15 protein-coding genes are annotated in these 16,174 nt (G+C 73.5%); 8 read left to right on the forward strand and 7 right to left on the reverse strand.

The window, feature by feature from the left end; all coding sequences use genetic code 11:
* The first annotated feature begins 101 nt into the window (after positions 1 to 101).
* Complete coding sequence (locus C7C46_RS07635; protein WP_110667091.1) at positions 102 to 1,109, forward strand: EamA family transporter; 1,008 nt, start codon at positions 102 to 104, stop codon at positions 1,107 to 1,109.
* Between the two features lie 15 nt (positions 1,110 to 1,124).
* Here C7C46_RS07635 and C7C46_RS07640 read toward each other — a convergent pair whose 3' ends face one another.
* Positions 1,125 to 1,451, reverse strand: a complete 327-nt coding sequence (locus tag C7C46_RS07640; protein WP_110667093.1) for a chorismate mutase — start codon at positions 1,449 to 1,451, stop codon at positions 1,125 to 1,127.
* Between the two features lie 249 nt (positions 1,452 to 1,700).
* Between C7C46_RS07640 and C7C46_RS07645 the strand changes: the two genes are divergently transcribed.
* The 3 genes from C7C46_RS07645 to C7C46_RS07655 all read left to right on the forward strand — a co-directional run bounded on the left by C7C46_RS07645 (position 1,701) and on the right by C7C46_RS07655 (position 5,135).
* Entirely contained in the window at positions 1,701 to 2,468 is a 768-nt protein-coding gene (locus tag C7C46_RS07645) for a VOC family protein (protein ID WP_110667095.1), read from the forward strand.
* Positions 2,469 to 2,528: 60 nt separating this feature from the next.
* A complete protein-coding gene (locus C7C46_RS07650; protein ID WP_110667217.1) occupies positions 2,529 to 2,954 on the forward strand; it encodes an OsmC family protein in 426 nt (141 codons plus the stop codon).
* 231 nt (positions 2,955 to 3,185) lie between these two features.
* Positions 3,186 to 5,135, forward strand: a complete 1,950-nt coding sequence (locus tag C7C46_RS07655; protein WP_245984278.1) for a putative bifunctional diguanylate cyclase/phosphodiesterase — start codon at positions 3,186 to 3,188, stop codon at positions 5,133 to 5,135.
* A gap of 18 nt (positions 5,136 to 5,153) precedes the next feature.
* Here C7C46_RS07655 and C7C46_RS07660 read toward each other — a convergent pair whose 3' ends face one another.
* The gene (locus C7C46_RS07660) at positions 5,154 to 6,224 is read right to left on the reverse strand and encodes an LLM class flavin-dependent oxidoreductase (protein WP_110667097.1); all 1,071 of its coding nucleotides are present in this window, start codon (positions 6,222 to 6,224) and stop codon (positions 5,154 to 5,156) included.
* 93 nt (positions 6,225 to 6,317) lie between these two features.
* Between C7C46_RS07660 and C7C46_RS07665 the strand changes: the two genes are divergently transcribed.
* From C7C46_RS07665 to C7C46_RS07675, 3 genes are all read left to right on the forward strand, one after another.
* Positions 6,318 to 7,601 (forward strand): multidrug effflux MFS transporter, encoded by a 1,284-nt coding sequence (locus tag C7C46_RS07665; protein ID WP_110667099.1) that lies wholly within the window; start codon positions 6,318 to 6,320, stop codon positions 7,599 to 7,601.
* Between the two features lie 391 nt (positions 7,602 to 7,992).
* The gene (locus C7C46_RS07670; RefSeq protein ID WP_110667101.1) at positions 7,993 to 8,637 is read left to right on the forward strand and encodes a DedA family protein; all 645 of its coding nucleotides are present in this window, start codon (positions 7,993 to 7,995) and stop codon (positions 8,635 to 8,637) included.
* Positions 8,638 to 8,915: 278 nt separating this feature from the next.
* Positions 8,916 to 10,211, forward strand: coding sequence for a polysaccharide deacetylase family protein (locus tag C7C46_RS07675; RefSeq protein WP_110667103.1), 1,296 nt, complete (start codon positions 8,916 to 8,918; stop codon positions 10,209 to 10,211).
* A gap of 21 nt (positions 10,212 to 10,232) precedes the next feature.
* On the opposite strand, the gene C7C46_RS07680 is transcribed toward C7C46_RS07675, so the two are convergent.
* From C7C46_RS07680 to C7C46_RS07695, 4 genes are all read right to left on the reverse strand, one after another.
* A complete protein-coding gene (locus tag C7C46_RS07680; RefSeq protein WP_110667104.1) occupies positions 10,233 to 11,105 on the reverse strand; it encodes an alpha/beta hydrolase in 873 nt (290 codons plus the stop codon).
* 115 nt (positions 11,106 to 11,220) lie between these two features.
* The gene (gene ung / locus C7C46_RS07685) at positions 11,221 to 11,940 is read right to left on the reverse strand and encodes a uracil-DNA glycosylase (protein WP_245984279.1); all 720 of its coding nucleotides are present in this window, start codon (positions 11,938 to 11,940) and stop codon (positions 11,221 to 11,223) included.
* 64 nt (positions 11,941 to 12,004) lie between these two features.
* Positions 12,005 to 13,120 carry a low temperature requirement protein A gene (locus C7C46_RS07690; protein WP_245984280.1) on the reverse strand — a complete coding sequence of 372 codons (1,116 nt, stop codon included), beginning with the start codon at positions 13,118 to 13,120 and terminating at the stop codon, positions 12,005 to 12,007.
* A 43-nt stretch (positions 13,121 to 13,163) separates the two neighbouring features.
* On the reverse strand, positions 13,164 to 13,943 hold the full coding sequence (locus C7C46_RS07695; protein ID WP_110667106.1) for an HAD-IIA family hydrolase: 780 nt from the start codon (positions 13,941 to 13,943) through the stop codon (positions 13,164 to 13,166).
* Between the two features lie 124 nt (positions 13,944 to 14,067).
* On the opposite strand from C7C46_RS07695, the gene C7C46_RS07700 reads away from it, so the two are divergent.
* Positions 14,068 to 15,132 carry a Gfo/Idh/MocA family oxidoreductase gene (locus C7C46_RS07700; RefSeq protein WP_110667108.1) on the forward strand — a complete coding sequence of 355 codons (1,065 nt, stop codon included), beginning with the start codon at positions 14,068 to 14,070 and terminating at the stop codon, positions 15,130 to 15,132.
* A gap of 7 nt (positions 15,133 to 15,139) precedes the next feature.
* Here the strand turns inward: C7C46_RS07700 and C7C46_RS07705 are convergent, their stop codons facing one another.
* Positions 15,140 to 16,153, reverse strand: coding sequence for an adenosine deaminase (locus C7C46_RS07705; RefSeq protein ID WP_110667110.1), 1,014 nt, complete (start codon positions 16,151 to 16,153; stop codon positions 15,140 to 15,142).
* Positions 16,154 to 16,174 lie beyond the last annotated feature (21 nt).

Below are 16,174 nucleotides of genomic sequence, written 5' to 3' on the forward strand. Positions count from 1 at the left end.
CGGATCAGCTCACCGCGCGACCCGGCCGGCAGCTCGGCGTCAGTACCGTCCAGCGAGATGGCCCCTTTCACGCCTGTCCTAATAACTGGCAGAATGCCCCGATGCACACCTCCTCGGCCGGGTCCAGACCGGCGTGGCGCAGCCTCGGGCTGGTACTCGCCCTGGTCTCCGCGCTCTCCTTCGGCGGTTCCGGGACCGCGGCCAAGCCCCTGATCGAGGCCGGCCTCTCGCCGCTGCACGTGGTCTGGCTGCGGGCCACCGGCGCCGCGCTGGTACTGCTGCCGTTGGCCTGGAAGCACCGGGCGATCGTGCGCGAGCGGCCGGGGCTGCTGCTCGGCTTCGGGCTGCTGGGGGTGGCCGGGGTGCAGGCCTGCTACTTCGCCGCGATCTCCCGGATCCCGGTCGGGGTGGCGCTGCTGATCGAGTACCTGGGCCCTCTGCTGCTGCTCGGCTACGTGCGGTTCGTGCAGCGCAAGCCGGTCAGCCGGGGCGCCGCGGTCGGGGCCGCGCTGGCGAGCGCCGGGCTGGTCTGCGTGGTGGAGGCCTGGCACGGCCTCGGCTTCGACGCCCTCGGGGTGCTGTTCGCGCTGGCCGCGGCCTGCTGCCAGGTGGGCTACTTCGTGCTGGCCGACGCGGGCAGCCGCGGCGACCGGCCGGCCGATCCGCTCGGGGTCAGTGCGTACGGCCTGCTGATCGGGGCGCTGGCGCTGACCGCGCTCACCCGGCCCTGGCAGGGCCGCTGGTCGGTGCTGAGCGGCCAGGTGACGCTGGCTCACCACCAGGTGCCGGCGCTGCTGCCGGCGGCCTGGATGATCCTGGTCGCCACGGTGCTGGCCTACCTGACCGGGGTGGTCTCGGTGCGGCACCTGTCGCCGCCGGTGGCGGGGGTGGTGGCCAACATCGAGGCGGTGGTCGCCACCGTGCTCGCCTGGGTGCTGCTGGGCGAGCACCTGGGCACCCCGCAGCTGCTCGGCGGCCTGCTGGTGCTGCTGGGCGCCTGCGCGGCCCAGGCCACCAGGCCGGCCGCCCGCAAGGGCGCCGCGGACCTGCCCGGCGCCGTCGAGGCGGTGCCCGCGCAGACCCCCGTGCCGGATCCCGCCCACCGCTGACCGGGCATCACCGACCTACTTGGTGTCGTTGGCGATCGCCTCGTGGTGGCGGATGACTTCAGCGATGATGAAGTTGAGGAACTTCTCCGCGAACACCGGGTCCAGGTGGGCCCCCGCCGCGAGCTCGCGCAGGCGCTTGATCTGGTCGCGCTCGCGGGCCGGGTCCGCGGCGGGCAGGCGGTGCTCGGCCTTCAGGGTGCCGACCCGCTGGGTGGCCTTGAAGCGCTCGGCCAGCATGTGCACCACCGCGGCGTCGATGTTGTCGATGCTCTGGCGCAGGGCCGCGAGCTCGGCCCGCACCTCGGGGGCCACCTCGTCGAGGTTGGTGTGCTGCTGGGTCATGCGTATCCGCTCCGCTCCGGTCATCGCGCGGCCAGGTGGTCTGCCCGGGGCGCGGGCCGGGCAAATCTAACAGGCCGACCGTGCTGGGCTCGCCCCGTTCGAGCCTCGCGTCCAGCATCCGGACAGGACACTGTCCGCCACCCTCCGGTTGCGCACCGTGGCGAGCCGCCCGATCCTGACCGCATCCGCCGTAGCTTGACACCCTCAGGCCGGCGCCCCGTGCCGTCAGTCCTGGAAAGGCCCTGCCCGATGCCCGTGCGCGACTCCTACCCCGACGGCGCCCCCTGCTGGGTCGACCTCACCACCGCCGATCCGCTCGGCGCCCAGGACTTCTACGGGCCGATCCTCGGCTGGGAGTTCCAGGAACTCGGGGCGGACTACAACGGCTACACCATGTGCCTGAGCGAGGGCCGCCCGGCGGCGGCGCTGATGCCGCCGCCGGCCGGCGGCGAGAAGCTCCCGGCCGCCTGGAACGTGTACCTGGCCGCGGCCGACCTGGACGCGGTGTACGACCGGGTCACCCGGGCGGGCGGCACCGCCGTCTTCGGTCCGCACCGGGTGCCCGGCGCCGGCCGGCTGGCCTTCGCCTACGACCCGGCCGGCGCCGCCTTCGGCCTCTGGCAGCCGGCCGGCCACGCGGGCGCGGCGGTCTACGGGGAGCCGGGCGCGATGTGCTGGCACGAGCTGACCACCCCGGAGGCCGAGCCGGCCGACGCCTTCTTCGCCGAGCTCTTCCCCTACCAGCAGAAGCAGATCGGCGACGGCCGCTCCTTCGACTACACCGCCTGGTCGCTGCCCGGCCCGCAGGATCTTCCGGTCTGCGGCCGCTACCGCACCCAGGTGGTCCGCCCGTACTGGGCGAGCTACTTCGCCGTGGTGGACGCCGACCACGCGGCCGAGCAGGTCCAGGGGCTGGGCGGCCGGGTGCTGCGCGAGCCGTTCGACTCCCCGTACGGCCGGGTGGTGCCGTGCGCCGACCCGGCGGGCGCCCTGGTGACCTTCTGTCAACTCCCGTAGCCCCACGTGTCATAGGCTGGCCCCGGCGTGACCGCACCCGAACCGCTGGAGGTACCGATCATGGCAACCATTCGTACCGCGCACACCGTCTGGGAGGGCGAGCTCATCAAGGGCTCGGGCACCGTGACCTTCGACTCCTCCGGGATGCCGGAGCAGCCGGTCTCCTGGGCCTCCCGGGCGGAGCAGGCCAACGGCAAGACCAGCCCGGAGGAGCTGATCGCCGGCGCCCACTCGGCCTGCTTCTCGATGGCCCTGTCGCACGCCCTGACCGGCGCCGGCAACCCCCCGACCCGGCTGGAGACCAAGGCCGACGTCACCTTCCAGCCGGGTGAGGGCATCACCGGGATCCACCTGACGGTGCGTGGCGAGGTCCCCGGCCTCGACGCGGACGGGTTCCAGGTGGCCGCCGAGGACGCCAAGAAGAACTGCCCGGTGAGCCAGGCCCTGACCGGCACCACCATCACGCTCACGGCCGAGCTCGCCTGACCGGCAGCCGCCCCGCGTACGCCCCCGGCGCACTCGACACAGTGCGCGCCGGGGGCGTTCCACACTCCGCCGACGGCTGCCTCGAAATCCGAGGAATCGCCCGGGCGGCTGTGGTCCGTTCTTCACGGCGCGCCCTATGATCGGCCGCAGTGCGCTGTTTTGACGGCCAGTCACCGCTGACCGCGGCCGCGGCGCAGCTGGAGCGTCATCAGCTGAGGACGGGAGCTTGCCGTGCGAGGCCGGAACGAGGGGGCCGACGCACACCGCCAGGGCGTGCGCCAGGAGGATCCACCGCCCTACGGCAAACCGGTCCCGATCCATCTGCCACCGCCCCCCTCGCACTGCCCCAACTGCGCCTACCCGCTGCCCGCGAGCCTGACCCCGGACGCCGACGAACTGCTCGCCGCGCTGCGCGCCAGCGAGTCCCGGTTCCGGGCCGCCTTCGCCGACGCCGGCATCGGCATGCTGCTGATCGACCCCGACGACCACGTGATCGAGGCCAACCCGGCCTTCGCCGCGCTGCTCGGGCGGGAGCCGCAGGAGCTGGCCGGCCTGCACATCCACGAGGTGATCGAGCCGGAGGAGGGCCCGCGCCGGCTGTACCGCGAGCTGGTCGCCGGGCTCCGCGACCGGGTCCGGGTGGAGAAGCGGCTGCGGCACCGCGAAGGGCTTGAGGTGTGGAGCAGCGTGACCCTCTCCCTGGTCCGCGACGCGGAGGGGCTGCCGTTCTACACCCTGGCGATGTTCGAGGACGTCACCGAGCGCCGCCGGCTCGGCGACCGGCTCGCCTACCAGGCGCTGCACGACCCGCTCACCAGGCTGCCCAACCGCGCCCTCTTCTTCGAGCGGCTGAACGCGGCCTGCGCCCCCGGCCGCGAGGGCGCCGGGCAGCTCGGCGAGCGCCGGGTCGGCATCTGCTACCTGGACCTGGACGGCTTCGCCGCGATCAACGACACCCTGGGCCACCACATCGGGGACCAGCTGCTGACCGCGGTGGCGGCCCGGTTGGAGCGGCGCTTCGGCGGCATCGGCGACCGGCTGGTGGCCCGCATGGGCGGCGACGAGTTCGCCGTGCTGGTCCCCGACAGCGAGGGCAGCGAACAGCTCACCGCGCTGGCCGGGCAGCTGCTGGCCGTGCTGGAGCGCCCGTTCGACGTGTCCGGGCACCGGCTCGCGGTGACCGCCAGCGTCGGCGTGGTGGAGCGCCCGGTGGCCGGCACCACCCCGAACGACCTGGTCAAGGACGCCGACGCGACCCTCTACTGGTCCAAGTCGGACGGCCGGGCCCGCTGGACCTTGTACGACCGCGACCGCGGCGCCCACCAGCTGACCCGCCGCCTGCTCACCACCGCCCTGCGCCCGGCGCTGGAGCGCGGCGAGTTCACCGTGGAGTACCAGCCGCTGGTGGGCCTCGCCGACGGGACGGTGCACGGCGCCGAGGCGCTGGTGCGCTGGCGGCACCCGCGGTTCGGCACCCTCTCGCCGGACCGGTTCATCCCGCTGGCCGAGGAGTCCGGCGCGATCGTGCCGCTCGGCAAGTGGGTGCTGGAGGAGTCCTGCCGGCAGGCCCGCGGCTGGCTGGCCGAGTTCCCGGACACCGAGGCCTTCGTCAGCGTCAACCTGGCGGCCCGTCAGATCTGGGACTCCGACGTGGTGGCGGACGTAGCCCAGGTGCTGGACCGCACCGGGCTGCCGGCCCGGCTGCTCCAGCTGGAGCTGACCGAGTCGGCGGTGCTCGGGCCGGGCGGGCGGCCGCTGCAGGCGCTGCAGGCGCTGGCCGACATGGGGGTGCGGATCGCCATCGACGACTTCGGCACCGGCTACTCCAACCTGGCCTACCTGTCCCGGCTGCCGGTGCACGCGCTGAAGCTGGACGGCACCTTCATCGAGGGCTTCCGCGACCCGGCCCCGATCGGGCGGCCCGAACCGCGCTCGCGGCGCAGCGAGGCGGACGAGCAGATCGTCGGCGCGATGGTGCGGCTCGCCCACGACCTGGGCCTGACCGTGACGGCCGAGGGGATCGAGAGCGCGGCCCAGGCCGAGCGGCTGCGGCTGACCGGCTGCGACACGGCCCAGGGCTGGTTCTTCGCCCGCCCCGGCGAGGCGGCCCTGGTCGCCGCCATGCTGCGCGAGGGCCGGGTCCACCCGCCCGACGCGCAGTGGTCCCCGGCCGCCCGCTGACCCCGCCGCCGGCGGGATTCAGCCGTGCAGGCCGTAGGCCTCGGCGATCAGGCCGTAGGAGGTGAGGCGGGCCTGGTGGCCGTGGATGTGGGAGGTCACCATCAGCTCGTCGGCGCCGGTGCGCTTGCGCAGCTCCTCCAGGCCGTCGGCGACCTGGCCCGGGCTGCCCAGCACCACGTTGGCCAGCCAGGAGTCCAGGAACTCGGCCTCGGCGGGGCTGTACGGGTAGTCGGCCGCCTCCTGCGGGGTGGGGATCGGCCCGGGGCGGCCCTGGCGCAGCCGCAGCATGCCGAGCCCGGCCGAGGCGGCCAGGTACCGGGCTGCCTCGGCGCCGCCCTCGGGCACCGCGACCGCGCTCACCCCGATCAGCGCATAAGGCTCGTCCAGCACCGCGGAGGGCACGAAGTAGCGGCGGTACAGCTCCAGCGCGGGCACCGTGTTGGCCGCGCTGAAGTGGTGCGCGAAGGCGAACGGCAGCCCCAGCCGCCCCGCCAGCCGGGCGCTGAAGCCGGAGGAGCCGAGCAGCCAGATCGGCGGCCGGTGCTCCCCGTGCGGCACCGCGCTCAGCTTGGCGTAGGGGTGCCCGTCCGGGAAGTCGGCGTCCAGGAAGTGCAGCAGCTCGGCCAGCAGCCTGGGGAAGTCATCGGCCTCGTCGCTGCTGCCGCGGCGCAGTGCGGCGGCGGTGGCCGGGTCGGTGCCGGGCGCGCGGCCCAGGCCCAGGTCGATCCGCCCCGGGTGCAGCGCCTCCAGCAGGCCGAACTGCTCGGCGATGGCCAGCGGCGCGTGGTTGGGCAGCATCACCCCGCCCGAGCCCAGCCGCAGCGTGCTGGTGTGCGCGCCCAGGTGGGCGAGCAGCACCGCCGGGACCGAGCTGGCCACCCCGGGCATCCCGTGGTGCTCGGCGACCCAGAACCGGTGGTACCCCCACTGCTCGGCGTGCCGGGCCAGCTCGGTGGTGGCGGCGAGGGCCTCGGCCGGGGTGTGCCCGGCGCCGACGGTGGCCAGGTCCAGGATCGACAGCGGGGCCGGCGCGCCGCCCCGGGCCGTGCCCCTCACTTCACTGCCGGTCTGCCCGTCCGCACCGCTCATCGCTTCGCCTTCCGCTGGTCACTCGTGCTCCGCAGCACCACAACAGGGGCCCGGTCTGGACTGTTCCCGCCCGACACCCCTTACCGTGGTGCGATGCCGGACTCCCCCGCCACCGCCCTGCCGCCCGCCGCTGCCGCCGCCGCACCCGCGGCCGACGCCGTCTCCACCGCCGCCAAGGTCGGCCTGCTGCTCACCCTGGTGCTCGGCTCGCTGAGCGCGCTGGCCCCGCTCTCGATGGACATGTACCTCCCGGCGCTGCCCCGGATCACCGACGGCCTGCACACCCGCGACGCACTGGTCCAGCTGACCCTGACGTCGTGTCTGGTCGGCCTGGCGCTGGGCCAGTTGGTGGCCGGTCCGCTGAGCGACGCGCTGGGCCGGCGCCGCCCGCTGCTGGTGGGCCTGGGCCTGTACGTGGCGGCCACGGCGCTGTGCGCGGTGGCGCCCGACGTGCGGGTGCTGCTGGCCTGCCGGCTGGTGCAGGGCCTGTCCGGGGCGGCCGGGATCGTGATCTCCCGGGCGGTGGTGCGCGACCTGTTCGACGGACTGGCGGCCGCCCGGTTCGCCGCAACCCTGATGCTGGTCTCCGGCTCGGCGCCGCTGCTGGCCCCGATCCTGGGCGGACAGGTGCTGCGGTTCACCGACTGGCGCGGGGTGTTCGGGGTGCTGGCGGTGCTCGGCGCCGTGATCTTCGTCACCGCGGTGCTGCTGGTGCGCGAGACGCTGCCCGCCGAGCGGCGGCGCACCGGCGGGCTGCCGGACACCGTGCGCACGGTGCGGGCCCTGCTGGCCGACCGGCTGTTCAGCGCCTACCTGCTGACCGTCTCCTGCGGCTTCGGCGCGCTGTTCGCCTTCATCGCCGGCTCGCCCTACGTGGTGCAGGAGGTGTTCCACGGCTCGGCGCAGCGCTACAGCCTGATCTTCGCGCTGGTCGAGCTCGGACTGGTGGGCCTGTCCCAGCTGACCGGGCGGCTGCTGCTGGGACGCTTCTCCTCGCACGGGATCCAGCTGGCCGGGGTGCTGCTGCTGACGGCCGGCGGGCTGTCGCTGGTGCTGATGTGCACGGTGTGGCACGCCGGGCTGGCCGCGATCACCGCGGGCCTGTTCACCATGGCCGCCGGGCTGGGTGTCGCGGCCCCGCCGAGCTCGGCGCTGGCACTGCAGCGGGCCCCGCACGCGGCCGGCACCGCCTCCGCCCTGCTGGGCACCTGCCAGTTCCTGACCGGGGCGCTGGCCCCGGCCCTGGTGGGCCTGGGCGGACACGCCAGCGCGCTGCCGATGGCGCTGGTGATCCTGGGCGCCGGGCTGGCGGCACTGCTCTGCTTCGTGGCCCTGGCCCGCCCCTGGACCAAGGTGCCCGACCTGTTGCGCGCCTGAGCGCGCGGGCCTCGGCGCGCGCCCGACCTGACGGAGGGTCTACTGCCGTTCCCCGCCATCGGGACTGCGCTGCGTAGTGGCGGGATCACGCCAGCGCCGGTTCTCGCCAGCGTGTCCCCCTCGCCCGGCGCGGGTTGTTTCGGGCACTCTTTTCTCCAGTGAACGGCGCCGACCAGCGCCGCACTCCTCAGCAAGGCCAATGGACTGGACCAGTCCAGGGCGACCCTCATGGGCCCCGAAGGCGGACACCCCGCCCTCGGGGCCCATGCCTTTGTCACCGGACCCCGGGTGAAGCCCCAGGGGGCACTTGGCGAAGTCGAAGACGGAGCCGCTAGCGTGGTCGCCGGACCCACCTGTTCTCCTCCGGGCGGTCCTGAGGGAGTACAGAGTCATGGGAAGTGCGGCGCTGCTGACAGCGGCCGGGTTCTGCGCGCTGGCGGTGCTGGCGGTGCTCGGCGACGCCTTCCTCCCCTTCCTGCCCAGCGGCACCCTGGTGGTGCTCGCGGTGCTCAAGAGCGAGGGGGTGGCCGGCGCTCCGCTGGTGCTCGCGGCCGCGGTGGCGCTCGCCTCATTCCTCGGCGACGTGCTGCTGCTCAAGCTGGCCCGGCGCGGCGCACCCTTCCTGCGCCGCCGACTGGCCCGGCGCCCGCACCTGGCGGCCAGCGTGCGGCGGGTGCAGCACGCGCTGGACGGGCGGACCAGCCGCACCGCCGCCACCGTGGTGATCGTGGCCCGCTTCGTGCCCGGCGGGCGGACCGTGCTGGACCTCGCGATGGGCCACCTGCCGCACCAGTCCCGCGCGTTCCTGCGCTGGTCGGCGCTGTCCGCGCTGATCTGGGCGGGCTACATCGTCGCGCTGGGCTGGCTGGACCTGCACGTGTTCAGCACCGTCTGGCTGAGCCTGGCCGTCTCCAGCCTGGCCGCCACCGCCGTCAGCACCGTGGTGGCCCGGGTGGCGCGCCGCCACCGCCGCCTGTCGGTGGTCGCGCCGCTGGTGGAGCCGGCCGGCCCCACCCCGCTCGGCGACGCGGCCTGACCGCCGCTCCCCCCGCACCACCCCGCCCGGCGACGCGGCCCGGGCTGCGGCTGTGCGCTCCCCGGCGCTTTGTCCCGACCCTGCAACAGAACGGCGTTCTCCGGAGCTGTCACGGGACTTCACCGCGTCTGCCGGGAAGTGTCCTTCCTGGGTGGTTCCTTGGAGCCGAGCCGACTTCATGACATCCTGATGGACGAATTAACGATCAAATGCCGCAATTTGCCCGGCCCCTCCCGGCCACCACCGGGGAGGCCGGGCGCCGACTGGCTGGGGAGACCATGAGCAGCATCTCGCGCAGGAAGGTCCTGGGAGCCGGCGCCGCCACCGCGGCACTGGGTGCCCTCACCGCATGTGGCAGCTCGGGCAGTAGCCACCAGGACAGCGTGAAGACCGGCGCCAGTTCGCCGGCCACCGACCCGGGCGGCACCACCGCGGTGCCCTCGCCCTCCGGCAAGGCCACCCCGATCGGTGACGGCTCGACCTCCGACACCGGCCCGCAGCCCAACCAGCCGACCTTCAGCAAGCTCAAGCCGGGCGAGCGCCCGCCGCAGTTCGTGGTCTTCTCCTGGGACGGCGCCGGCGCCACCGACGACGGCCAGTTCGCCCGCTTCCTGAAGCTGGCCGAGGAGCACAAGGCCACCTTCACCTTCTTCCTGTCGGGCATCTACTGCCTGCCCGGCAGCAAGAAGGACCTCTACCACCCGCCGCAGCACTCGGTCGGCGCCTCCGACATCCCGTACCTGTCGGACGGTGCGGTGAAGAACACCATCAAGATGATCAGCCAGGCCTGGCTGCAGGGCCACGAGATCGGCACCCACTTCAACGGGCACTTCTGCTCGACCCGGCCCGACCACAACGGCGTCAACAAGTGGTCGCCCGAGGACTGGGAGAGCGAGATCCAGCAGGCGGTCGGTTTCGTCACCCAGTGGCGGACCAACACCGGCTTCACCGACGTGCCGGCCTTCCCGTTCGACTACCGCAAGGAGCTGATCGGCGGCCGGACCCCGTGCCTCGACGGTCAGAAGGGCCTGCTGCCCACCGCGGCCAAGCTGGGCTGGAAGTACGACGCCAGCTCGCCCGGCGAGAAGCAGACCTGGCCGCAGAAGGTGCAGGACGGCAAGATCTGGAACTTCCCGCTCCAGTCGATACCGTATCCGGGGCACACCTTCGAGGTGCTGTCGATGGACTACAACATCATGGCCAACCAGTCCAACGGCAACCCGAAGGGCGACCCGGGCCAGTTCGGTGCCTGGCGGGACGCCGCGCACCAGAGCTACCTGGCCGGCTTCAACCGGGCCTACAACGGCAACCGGGCGCCGTTCTTCGTCGGCAACCACTTCGAGCAGTGGAACGGCGGCATCTACATGGACGCCGTCGAGGCCGTGCTCAAGGACATCGCGGGCAAGCCGGAGGTCCAGCTGGTCTCCTTCCGCCAGCTGGTCCAGTGGCTGGAGCTGCAGGACGAGGCCGTGCTGCGCAAGCTCCGCACGCTGAACGTCGGTCAGGCGCCGAGCGGCGGCTGGGAGTCCTTCCTGGGCACGCCCGGCGGCAGCGCCTCGCCGTCCGGGCAGTAGGCCGGTGAGCGGCGGGCCGGCTCAGCCCGCGCCCGCCGCCGCCAGCAGGTGCTCGGCCACCGACCTCGCGCCCGCGGCACCCATCAGCACCGAGTAGTGGTTGGTGTCAGGCACCTGACGGTGCGCCGGCTGAACGCCCGCCAGCCGCGCCTCGTCGTACAGGCCCCGCGGCTCGTCCTGCAACCCGCGCTCGGCCCAGAGCAGTTCGGCCGGGCAGGGCAGCCGGTGCACGGCGGCGGCCGCCTCCTGGTCCAGCAGCACCTCGGCGCCGTCGGCCTCGACCGCGGCCCGCACGCAGGCCGAGCGCAACCGCGGTGCGCTGCCCGCCAGATCGCGCTCCAGGTAGGGCAGCACGGTCGACCGGTCCAGGCTCGGCCACGCCGGGTGACGCTGCCAGAAGTCCAGGTAGCCGGCGAAGTCGGGGAAGGTCATCGACAGCCGGTCCAGCGCCGGGCCGAGCACGGCGGCCAGCGCCTGGTCCGATCCCGCCCCGGGCGGCAGCGGGAAGCTCACCCCGCCGTCCACCAGCAGCAGGCGGCTCACCAGCGCCGGGTGGCGCACCGCGGTCAGCGCGGCCACCCAGGCGCCCATCGAGTGGCCGGCCAGCAGCACCGGCCCCTCAGCCATCGCGCCCAGCAGCAGCGCCGCGTCCTCGGCGTGGCGGGCCAGCCCGTACGGCCCGGGCAGCACGGCACTGCGGGCCCGGCCCCGCAGGTCGGGGGCGACCAGGGTGACCCGGCCGGCCAGCTCGCGGGCCACCGCGCCCCAGGCCAGCGCGTTGGCGGTGATCCCGTGCAGCGCCACCACGGTGGGCGCGCCGGCCTCCAGGGCCGGCCAGCGCAGCGCGGCCAGCGCCCCGCCCGGCACCGCGACCGTGAACTCCTCGACACCCATCGGCGGGCACCCTCCCTCTCGCAGTGCCCGTACCGTACGGCCGCACCCCGACCGCCCACCATGGTGGCGCGCACCCCCGGCGGCCGCCGCCCCATGGCGGCGGCCACCATGCCGGTCAGCCCTTGAGGTTGGGGATCGCCCAGTCGATCGGCGGCCGACCGAAGCCCTCGAGCGCCGCGTTGATCTGCGAGAACGGCTTGGAGCCCAGGAACAGCTTGGCGGACAGCGGCGAGGGGTGGGCGCCCTGCACCACCACGTGGCGGCTGGTGTCGATCAGCGGCAGCTTCTTCTTCGCGTACCCGCCCCAGAGCACGAAGACGCAGGGCTCCTCACGGGCGTCGACCGCCTTGATCACCGCGTCGGTGAACTTCTCCCAGCCCTTGCCCTTGTGCGAGTTGGCCTCGTGCGCGCGCACCGTGAGCACCGCGTTGAGCAGCAGTACGCCCTGCTCGGCCCACGGCATCAGGTAGCCGTTGTCCGGCACCGGCACGCCGAGGTCACTGGCCAGCTCCTTGTAGATGTTGCGCAGCGAGGGCGGGATCCTGGTGCCCGGCAGCACCGAGAAGCTCATCCCGTGCGCCTGGCCGTCGTCGTGGTAAGGGTCCTGACCGAGCACCAGCACCCGCACGTCCTGGTAGGCGGTGGCGGACAGCGCGGAGAACACCTGGCCGCGCGGCGGGAACACCTGGTGCTCGGCCCGCTGGGCGGCGACGAAGGCCGCCAGCTCGGCGAAGTACGGCTGCTGCGTCTCCCCCGCGAGCACCTCGCGCCAGGACCCGGGCAGCTCGAACTCGTTCTCCAGCACTGCTGCTTCCTGCTCAGCGACCTCGGTCACCGCACCGACCTTCCTCGACTCCGGCTCGTACTCCCCGCACGCTACACAGCCGGGCCGACAACGCCTATTCGCTCATCGCGAGGATCCGGGCCAGGCCCATCCGCTTGACCCGGACCTCCTCCACCACGACCATCAGCACCAGCACCACGGTCAGCACCCCGAGCGCGCCCAGGGCCGGCAGCTGCCGCAGCACCGGCGGCAGCGCCAGCACCAGCAGCGCGGCCAGCACCCGGGCGTGCGCCAGCGAGCGGAACATGATCCACCGGGTGTACCCGAAGGTGGCCAGGTAGACCGCGCACCCGCCGCACAGCAGTTCCAGGGTGTGCCAGCTCAGCTGCCCGGTGGGCTCCGCCACCGTGCTGTGGAAGCCCGCGGCCACCGCGATCACCGCGGCCACCAGCACCAGGTGCGCGTAGGAGAAGACCCGCCGCACCAGGTCGCGCTGCACCTGGGCGACCGTCACCGCGTAGCGCATCGCCTCGTTCGCGTGCACGAAGTAGATCCACCAGAGCGCGCAGGAGATGGTGAACGCGACGGCCACGGTGGCCAGTTCGATGTTGCTGAGGGTGCGTCCGGCGGCCACCGGGGAGCCGGTGGCGACGATCGACTCGCCGACCGCGACCAGCATCAGCAGGCCGAACCGCTCCGGCAGGTGGCCCGGGTGATAGCGCACCTCCGCCAGCCGGCGGCGCAGCACGGTCGGCCCGGCCAGGTCGATCAGCGCGGCCACCGCCCACAGCAGCAGCCGCGCGTTGCCGTGCAGCAGCGCGCCGCCCACCAGCAGCGGCCCGCTGATCGCCACCCCGATCCCGTACGGCCCGCGCCAGGTGCCGGGCACCTGGACGATCAGCGCGAACAGCACCAGCCGGGCCGCCCAGTAGGAGAGCCCGAACAGCAGCCCGCGCTCGCCGTAGGCGTCCGGGATGGCCATCGCCATCCCCATCCCGGCCAGGCCCACGCCGAGTATCCCCAGCCGGTCCCGGGCGTTGTCCACGTCGCGCACGTTGGCCTGCACGGTGGTGCCGACCCAGCACCAGTAGACCGGGACCAGGACCACCATGGCGCGCGGCAGGGTGCCCTGCTGGAGCAGGCTGGAGACCTGCGTGATGGCGAAGACGAAGACCAGGTCGAAGTAGCACTCCGCCCAGGTGACCCGCTTCTCCTCGATGATCTCCGACACCTGCTGCCCCTCCCCAGAAGCGTGGTACGTCAGACCGGGTCGGTCAGATCAGCTCGATCAGGTCGGCCACCGACTTGACCACCCGCCCGGGCCGGTACGGGAAGCGCTCCACGTCGGCGGCGGCGGTCAGCCCGGTGAGCACCAGCACGGTCTCCATGCCGGCCTCCATGCCCGCCACGATGTCGGTGTCCATCCGGTCGCCGATCATCACCGCGGTCTCCGAGTGGGCCCCGGCGGTGTTCAGCGCCTCACGCATCATCAGCGGGTTGGGCTTGCCGACGAAGTACGGCTCCACCCCGGTGGCCTTGGTGATCAGCGCGGCCACCGAGCCGGTGGCCGGCAGCACGCCCTCGGCGGAGGGGCCGGTCTCGTCCGGGTTGGTGCAGATGAACCGGGCGCCCGCGTTGATCAGCCGGATCGCCTTGGTCAGCGCCTCGAAGCTGTAGGTGCGGGTCTCGCCGAGCACCACGTAGTCGGGGTTGTTGTCGGTCAGCACGTAACCGGCCTGGTACAGCGCGGTGGTCAGGCCCGCCTCGCCGATCACGTAGGCGGTGCCGCCCGGCCGCTGGCCCTTGAGGAACTTCGCGGTGGCCAGCGCCGAGGTCCAGATGCACTCCTCCGGCACCTCCAGGCCCATCCCGGCCAGCCGGGCGGCCAGGTCGCGCGGAGTGTAGATGGAGTTGTTGGTCAGCACCAGGAACGGCTTGCCCGACTCGCGCAGCCGCCGGATGAACTCTTCCGCTCCCGGGATCGGGGTGCCCTCGTGGATGAGGACCCCGTCCATGTCGGTCAGCCAGGACTCGATGGGCTTGCGCTCTACCACGGCAGTTCTCTCCTGAAATCTTGCGGTTTACCGGCTGCCCCGACGGCCTCAGCCTAATCGCCCCGTCCAGCCCCCGGCAGCGACGTCCCGGCCTGTGGACGGCCGGTGTGGTTCCGTTGACGGCATGACGACCGCTCCGCACACCCCGTACCGGGTGGCCCTGATCGGCTACGGCCTGGCCGGCGCCGCCTTCCACGCCCCGTTGATCGCCACCACCTCCGGACTGCGGCTGGCCGCCGTGGTGACCGCCAGTCCCGAGCGCCGGGCCAGACTGGCCGTCGAGCACCCAGAGGCGCAGGTCCTGGACTCGCCCGAGCAGGTCTTCGACCGGGCCGAGGAGTACGACCTGGTGGTGATCGCCACCCCCAACCGCACCCACCTGCCGCTGGCCCGCGCCGCGCTGACGGCGGGTCTGGCCACCGTGGTGGACAAGCCGCTGGCGGTCTCGGCGCAGGAGGCCGAGGCGCTGTGCGGACTGGCCGAGATCCGCGGCACGCTGCTGACGGTGTTCCAGAACCGGCGCTGGGACGGCGACTTCCTGACCGCCCGCCGCCTGGTCGAGCAGGGGGAGCTGGGCCGGGTGCACCGCTTCGAGTCGCGGTTCGAGCGGTTCCGGCCCAAGCCCAAGGCCGGCTGGCGGGAGCTGGCCGACCCGGCCGAGGCCGGCGGCACCCTCTACGACCTGGGCAGCCACCTGGTGGACCAGGCGCTGACCCTGTTCGGCCCCGCGCTGTCGGTCTACGCCGAGATCGACGTGCGCCGCGACGGCGCGGTGGTGGACGACGACGCGTTCCTCGCCCTGACCCACGCCGGCGGCCTGCGCTCGCACCTGTGGACCAGCGCGCTGACCCCGCTGCTCGGCCCGCGGCTGCGGCTGCTCGGAGACCGCGCGGGCTACGTCACGTTCGGCATGGATCCGCAGGAGGCCGACCTGCGGGCCGGCCGCCGCCCCGGCGACGGCCGGCCGTGGGGCGCGGCCGCCGGCCCCGGCATGCTCGGCACCGACGAGGCCGCCGCAGCGCTGCCCACCGACCCCGGCGACTACCCGGCCTTCTACGCCGCCCTGGTCCGCGCGCTGGCCACCGGCACCCCGCCGCCGGTCGACCCGTACGACGCGGTGCGCACCCTGCGGGTGCTGGAGGCCGCCCGGCACTCCGCGGCCACCGGGCAGGCCGTCCGGCTGGACTGACGCTACGTCAGCCCTGGCTCGCCAGGTAGGCGTCGATCTCCGCGGTGAGCCGGCGCTTGCCCGCCTGGTCCAGGAACGAGGCCTCGACCGCGTTCTTGGCCAGGCCGGCCACGCCGGCCCGGTCCAGGCCGAGCAGCTGGGCGGCCACCGCGTACTCGGTGTTCAGGCTGGTGCCGAACATCGGCGGGTCGTCGCTGTTCACGGTGACCAGCAGGCCGGCGTCGACGAACTGCTTGATCGGGTGCTCCTCCAGCCGCTCCACCACCCGGGTGGCCAGGTTGGAGGTCGGGCAGACCTCCAGCGGGATCCGGTGCTCACCGAGGTAGTCCATCAGCGCCGGGTCCTTGAAACTCTGGGTGCCGTGGCCGATCCGCTCGGCGCCCAGCTCCCGGATCGCGTCCCAGACCGTCTCGGGGCCGGTGGACTCGCCGGCGTGCGGCACGCTGTGCAGACCGGCCGCCCGGGCCCGGTCGAAGTAGGGCTTGAACTGCGGGCGCGGCACGCCGATCTCCGGGCCGCCGAGCCCGAAGCTGACCAGGCCCTCGGCGCCGACCTCCAGGGCGAGCCGCGCGGTCTCCTCGGCGGAGGCCAGGCCGGCCTCGCCCGGGATGTCGAAGCACCAGCGCAGCACGATGCCGAAGTCGCGCTCGGCGCTGGTCCGGGCGTCCTCGATCGCCTCCATGAAGGCCAGGTCCGGGATGCCGCGGTTGACCGAGCTGTACGGGGTGACGGTCAGTTCGGCGTAGCGGATCTGCTGGCGGGCCATGTCCTCGGCCACGCCGTAGGTGAGCGTCCGGACGTCCTCGGCGTCGCGGATCAGGTCGACCACCGACAGGTAGACCTGGATGAAGTGCGCGAAGTCCGTGAAGGTGAAGTACTCCGCGAGCTTCTCGGGGTCGGCCGGCACCTGGGTGCGCCCCTCGTGCCGGGCCGCCAGGTTCGCCACCACGCGGGGCGAGGCCGAGCCCACGTGGTGCACGTGCAGCTCCGCCTTGGGCAGGCCGGCAATGAACGCGTCCATCCGCTCTCCTAGGTCTGGGTC

Origin of the sequence: Streptomyces tateyamensis (genome assembly GCF_003205575.1) — a bacterium.
Taxonomy (GTDB): domain Bacteria; phylum Actinomycetota; class Actinomycetes; order Streptomycetales; family Streptomycetaceae; genus Kitasatospora; species Kitasatospora tateyamensis.

Bases quoted from the DNA above. Each gene is read 5' to 3' on its own strand.
- C7C46_RS07675 (WP_110667103.1), top strand. From the start codon at position 8,916: ATGAGCAGCATCTCGCGCAGGAAGGTCCTGGGAGCCGGCGCCGCCACC.
- C7C46_RS07680 (WP_110667104.1), bottom strand. From the start codon at position 11,105: ATGGGTGTCGAGGAGTTCACGGTCGCGGTGCCGGGCGGGGCGCTGGCC.
- C7C46_RS07660 (WP_110667097.1), bottom strand. From the start codon at position 6,224: ATGAGCGGTGCGGACGGGCAGACCGGCAGTGAAGTGAGGGGCACGGCC.
- C7C46_RS07640 (WP_110667093.1), bottom strand. From the start codon at position 1,451: ATGACCCAGCAGCACACCAACCTCGACGAGGTGGCCCCCGAGGTGCGG.
- C7C46_RS07665 (WP_110667099.1), top strand. From the start codon at position 6,318: ATGCCGGACTCCCCCGCCACCGCCCTGCCGCCCGCCGCTGCCGCCGCC.
- C7C46_RS07650 (WP_110667217.1), top strand. From the start codon at position 2,529: ATGGCAACCATTCGTACCGCGCACACCGTCTGGGAGGGCGAGCTCATC.
- C7C46_RS07670 (WP_110667101.1), top strand. From the start codon at position 7,993: ATGGGAAGTGCGGCGCTGCTGACAGCGGCCGGGTTCTGCGCGCTGGCG.
- C7C46_RS07705 (WP_110667110.1), bottom strand. From the start codon at position 16,153: ATGGACGCGTTCATTGCCGGCCTGCCCAAGGCGGAGCTGCACGTGCAC.
- C7C46_RS07635 (WP_110667091.1), top strand. From the start codon at position 102: ATGCACACCTCCTCGGCCGGGTCCAGACCGGCGTGGCGCAGCCTCGGG.
- C7C46_RS07645 (WP_110667095.1), top strand. From the start codon at position 1,701: ATGCCCGTGCGCGACTCCTACCCCGACGGCGCCCCCTGCTGGGTCGAC.
- C7C46_RS07700 (WP_110667108.1), top strand. From the start codon at position 14,068: ATGACGACCGCTCCGCACACCCCGTACCGGGTGGCCCTGATCGGCTAC.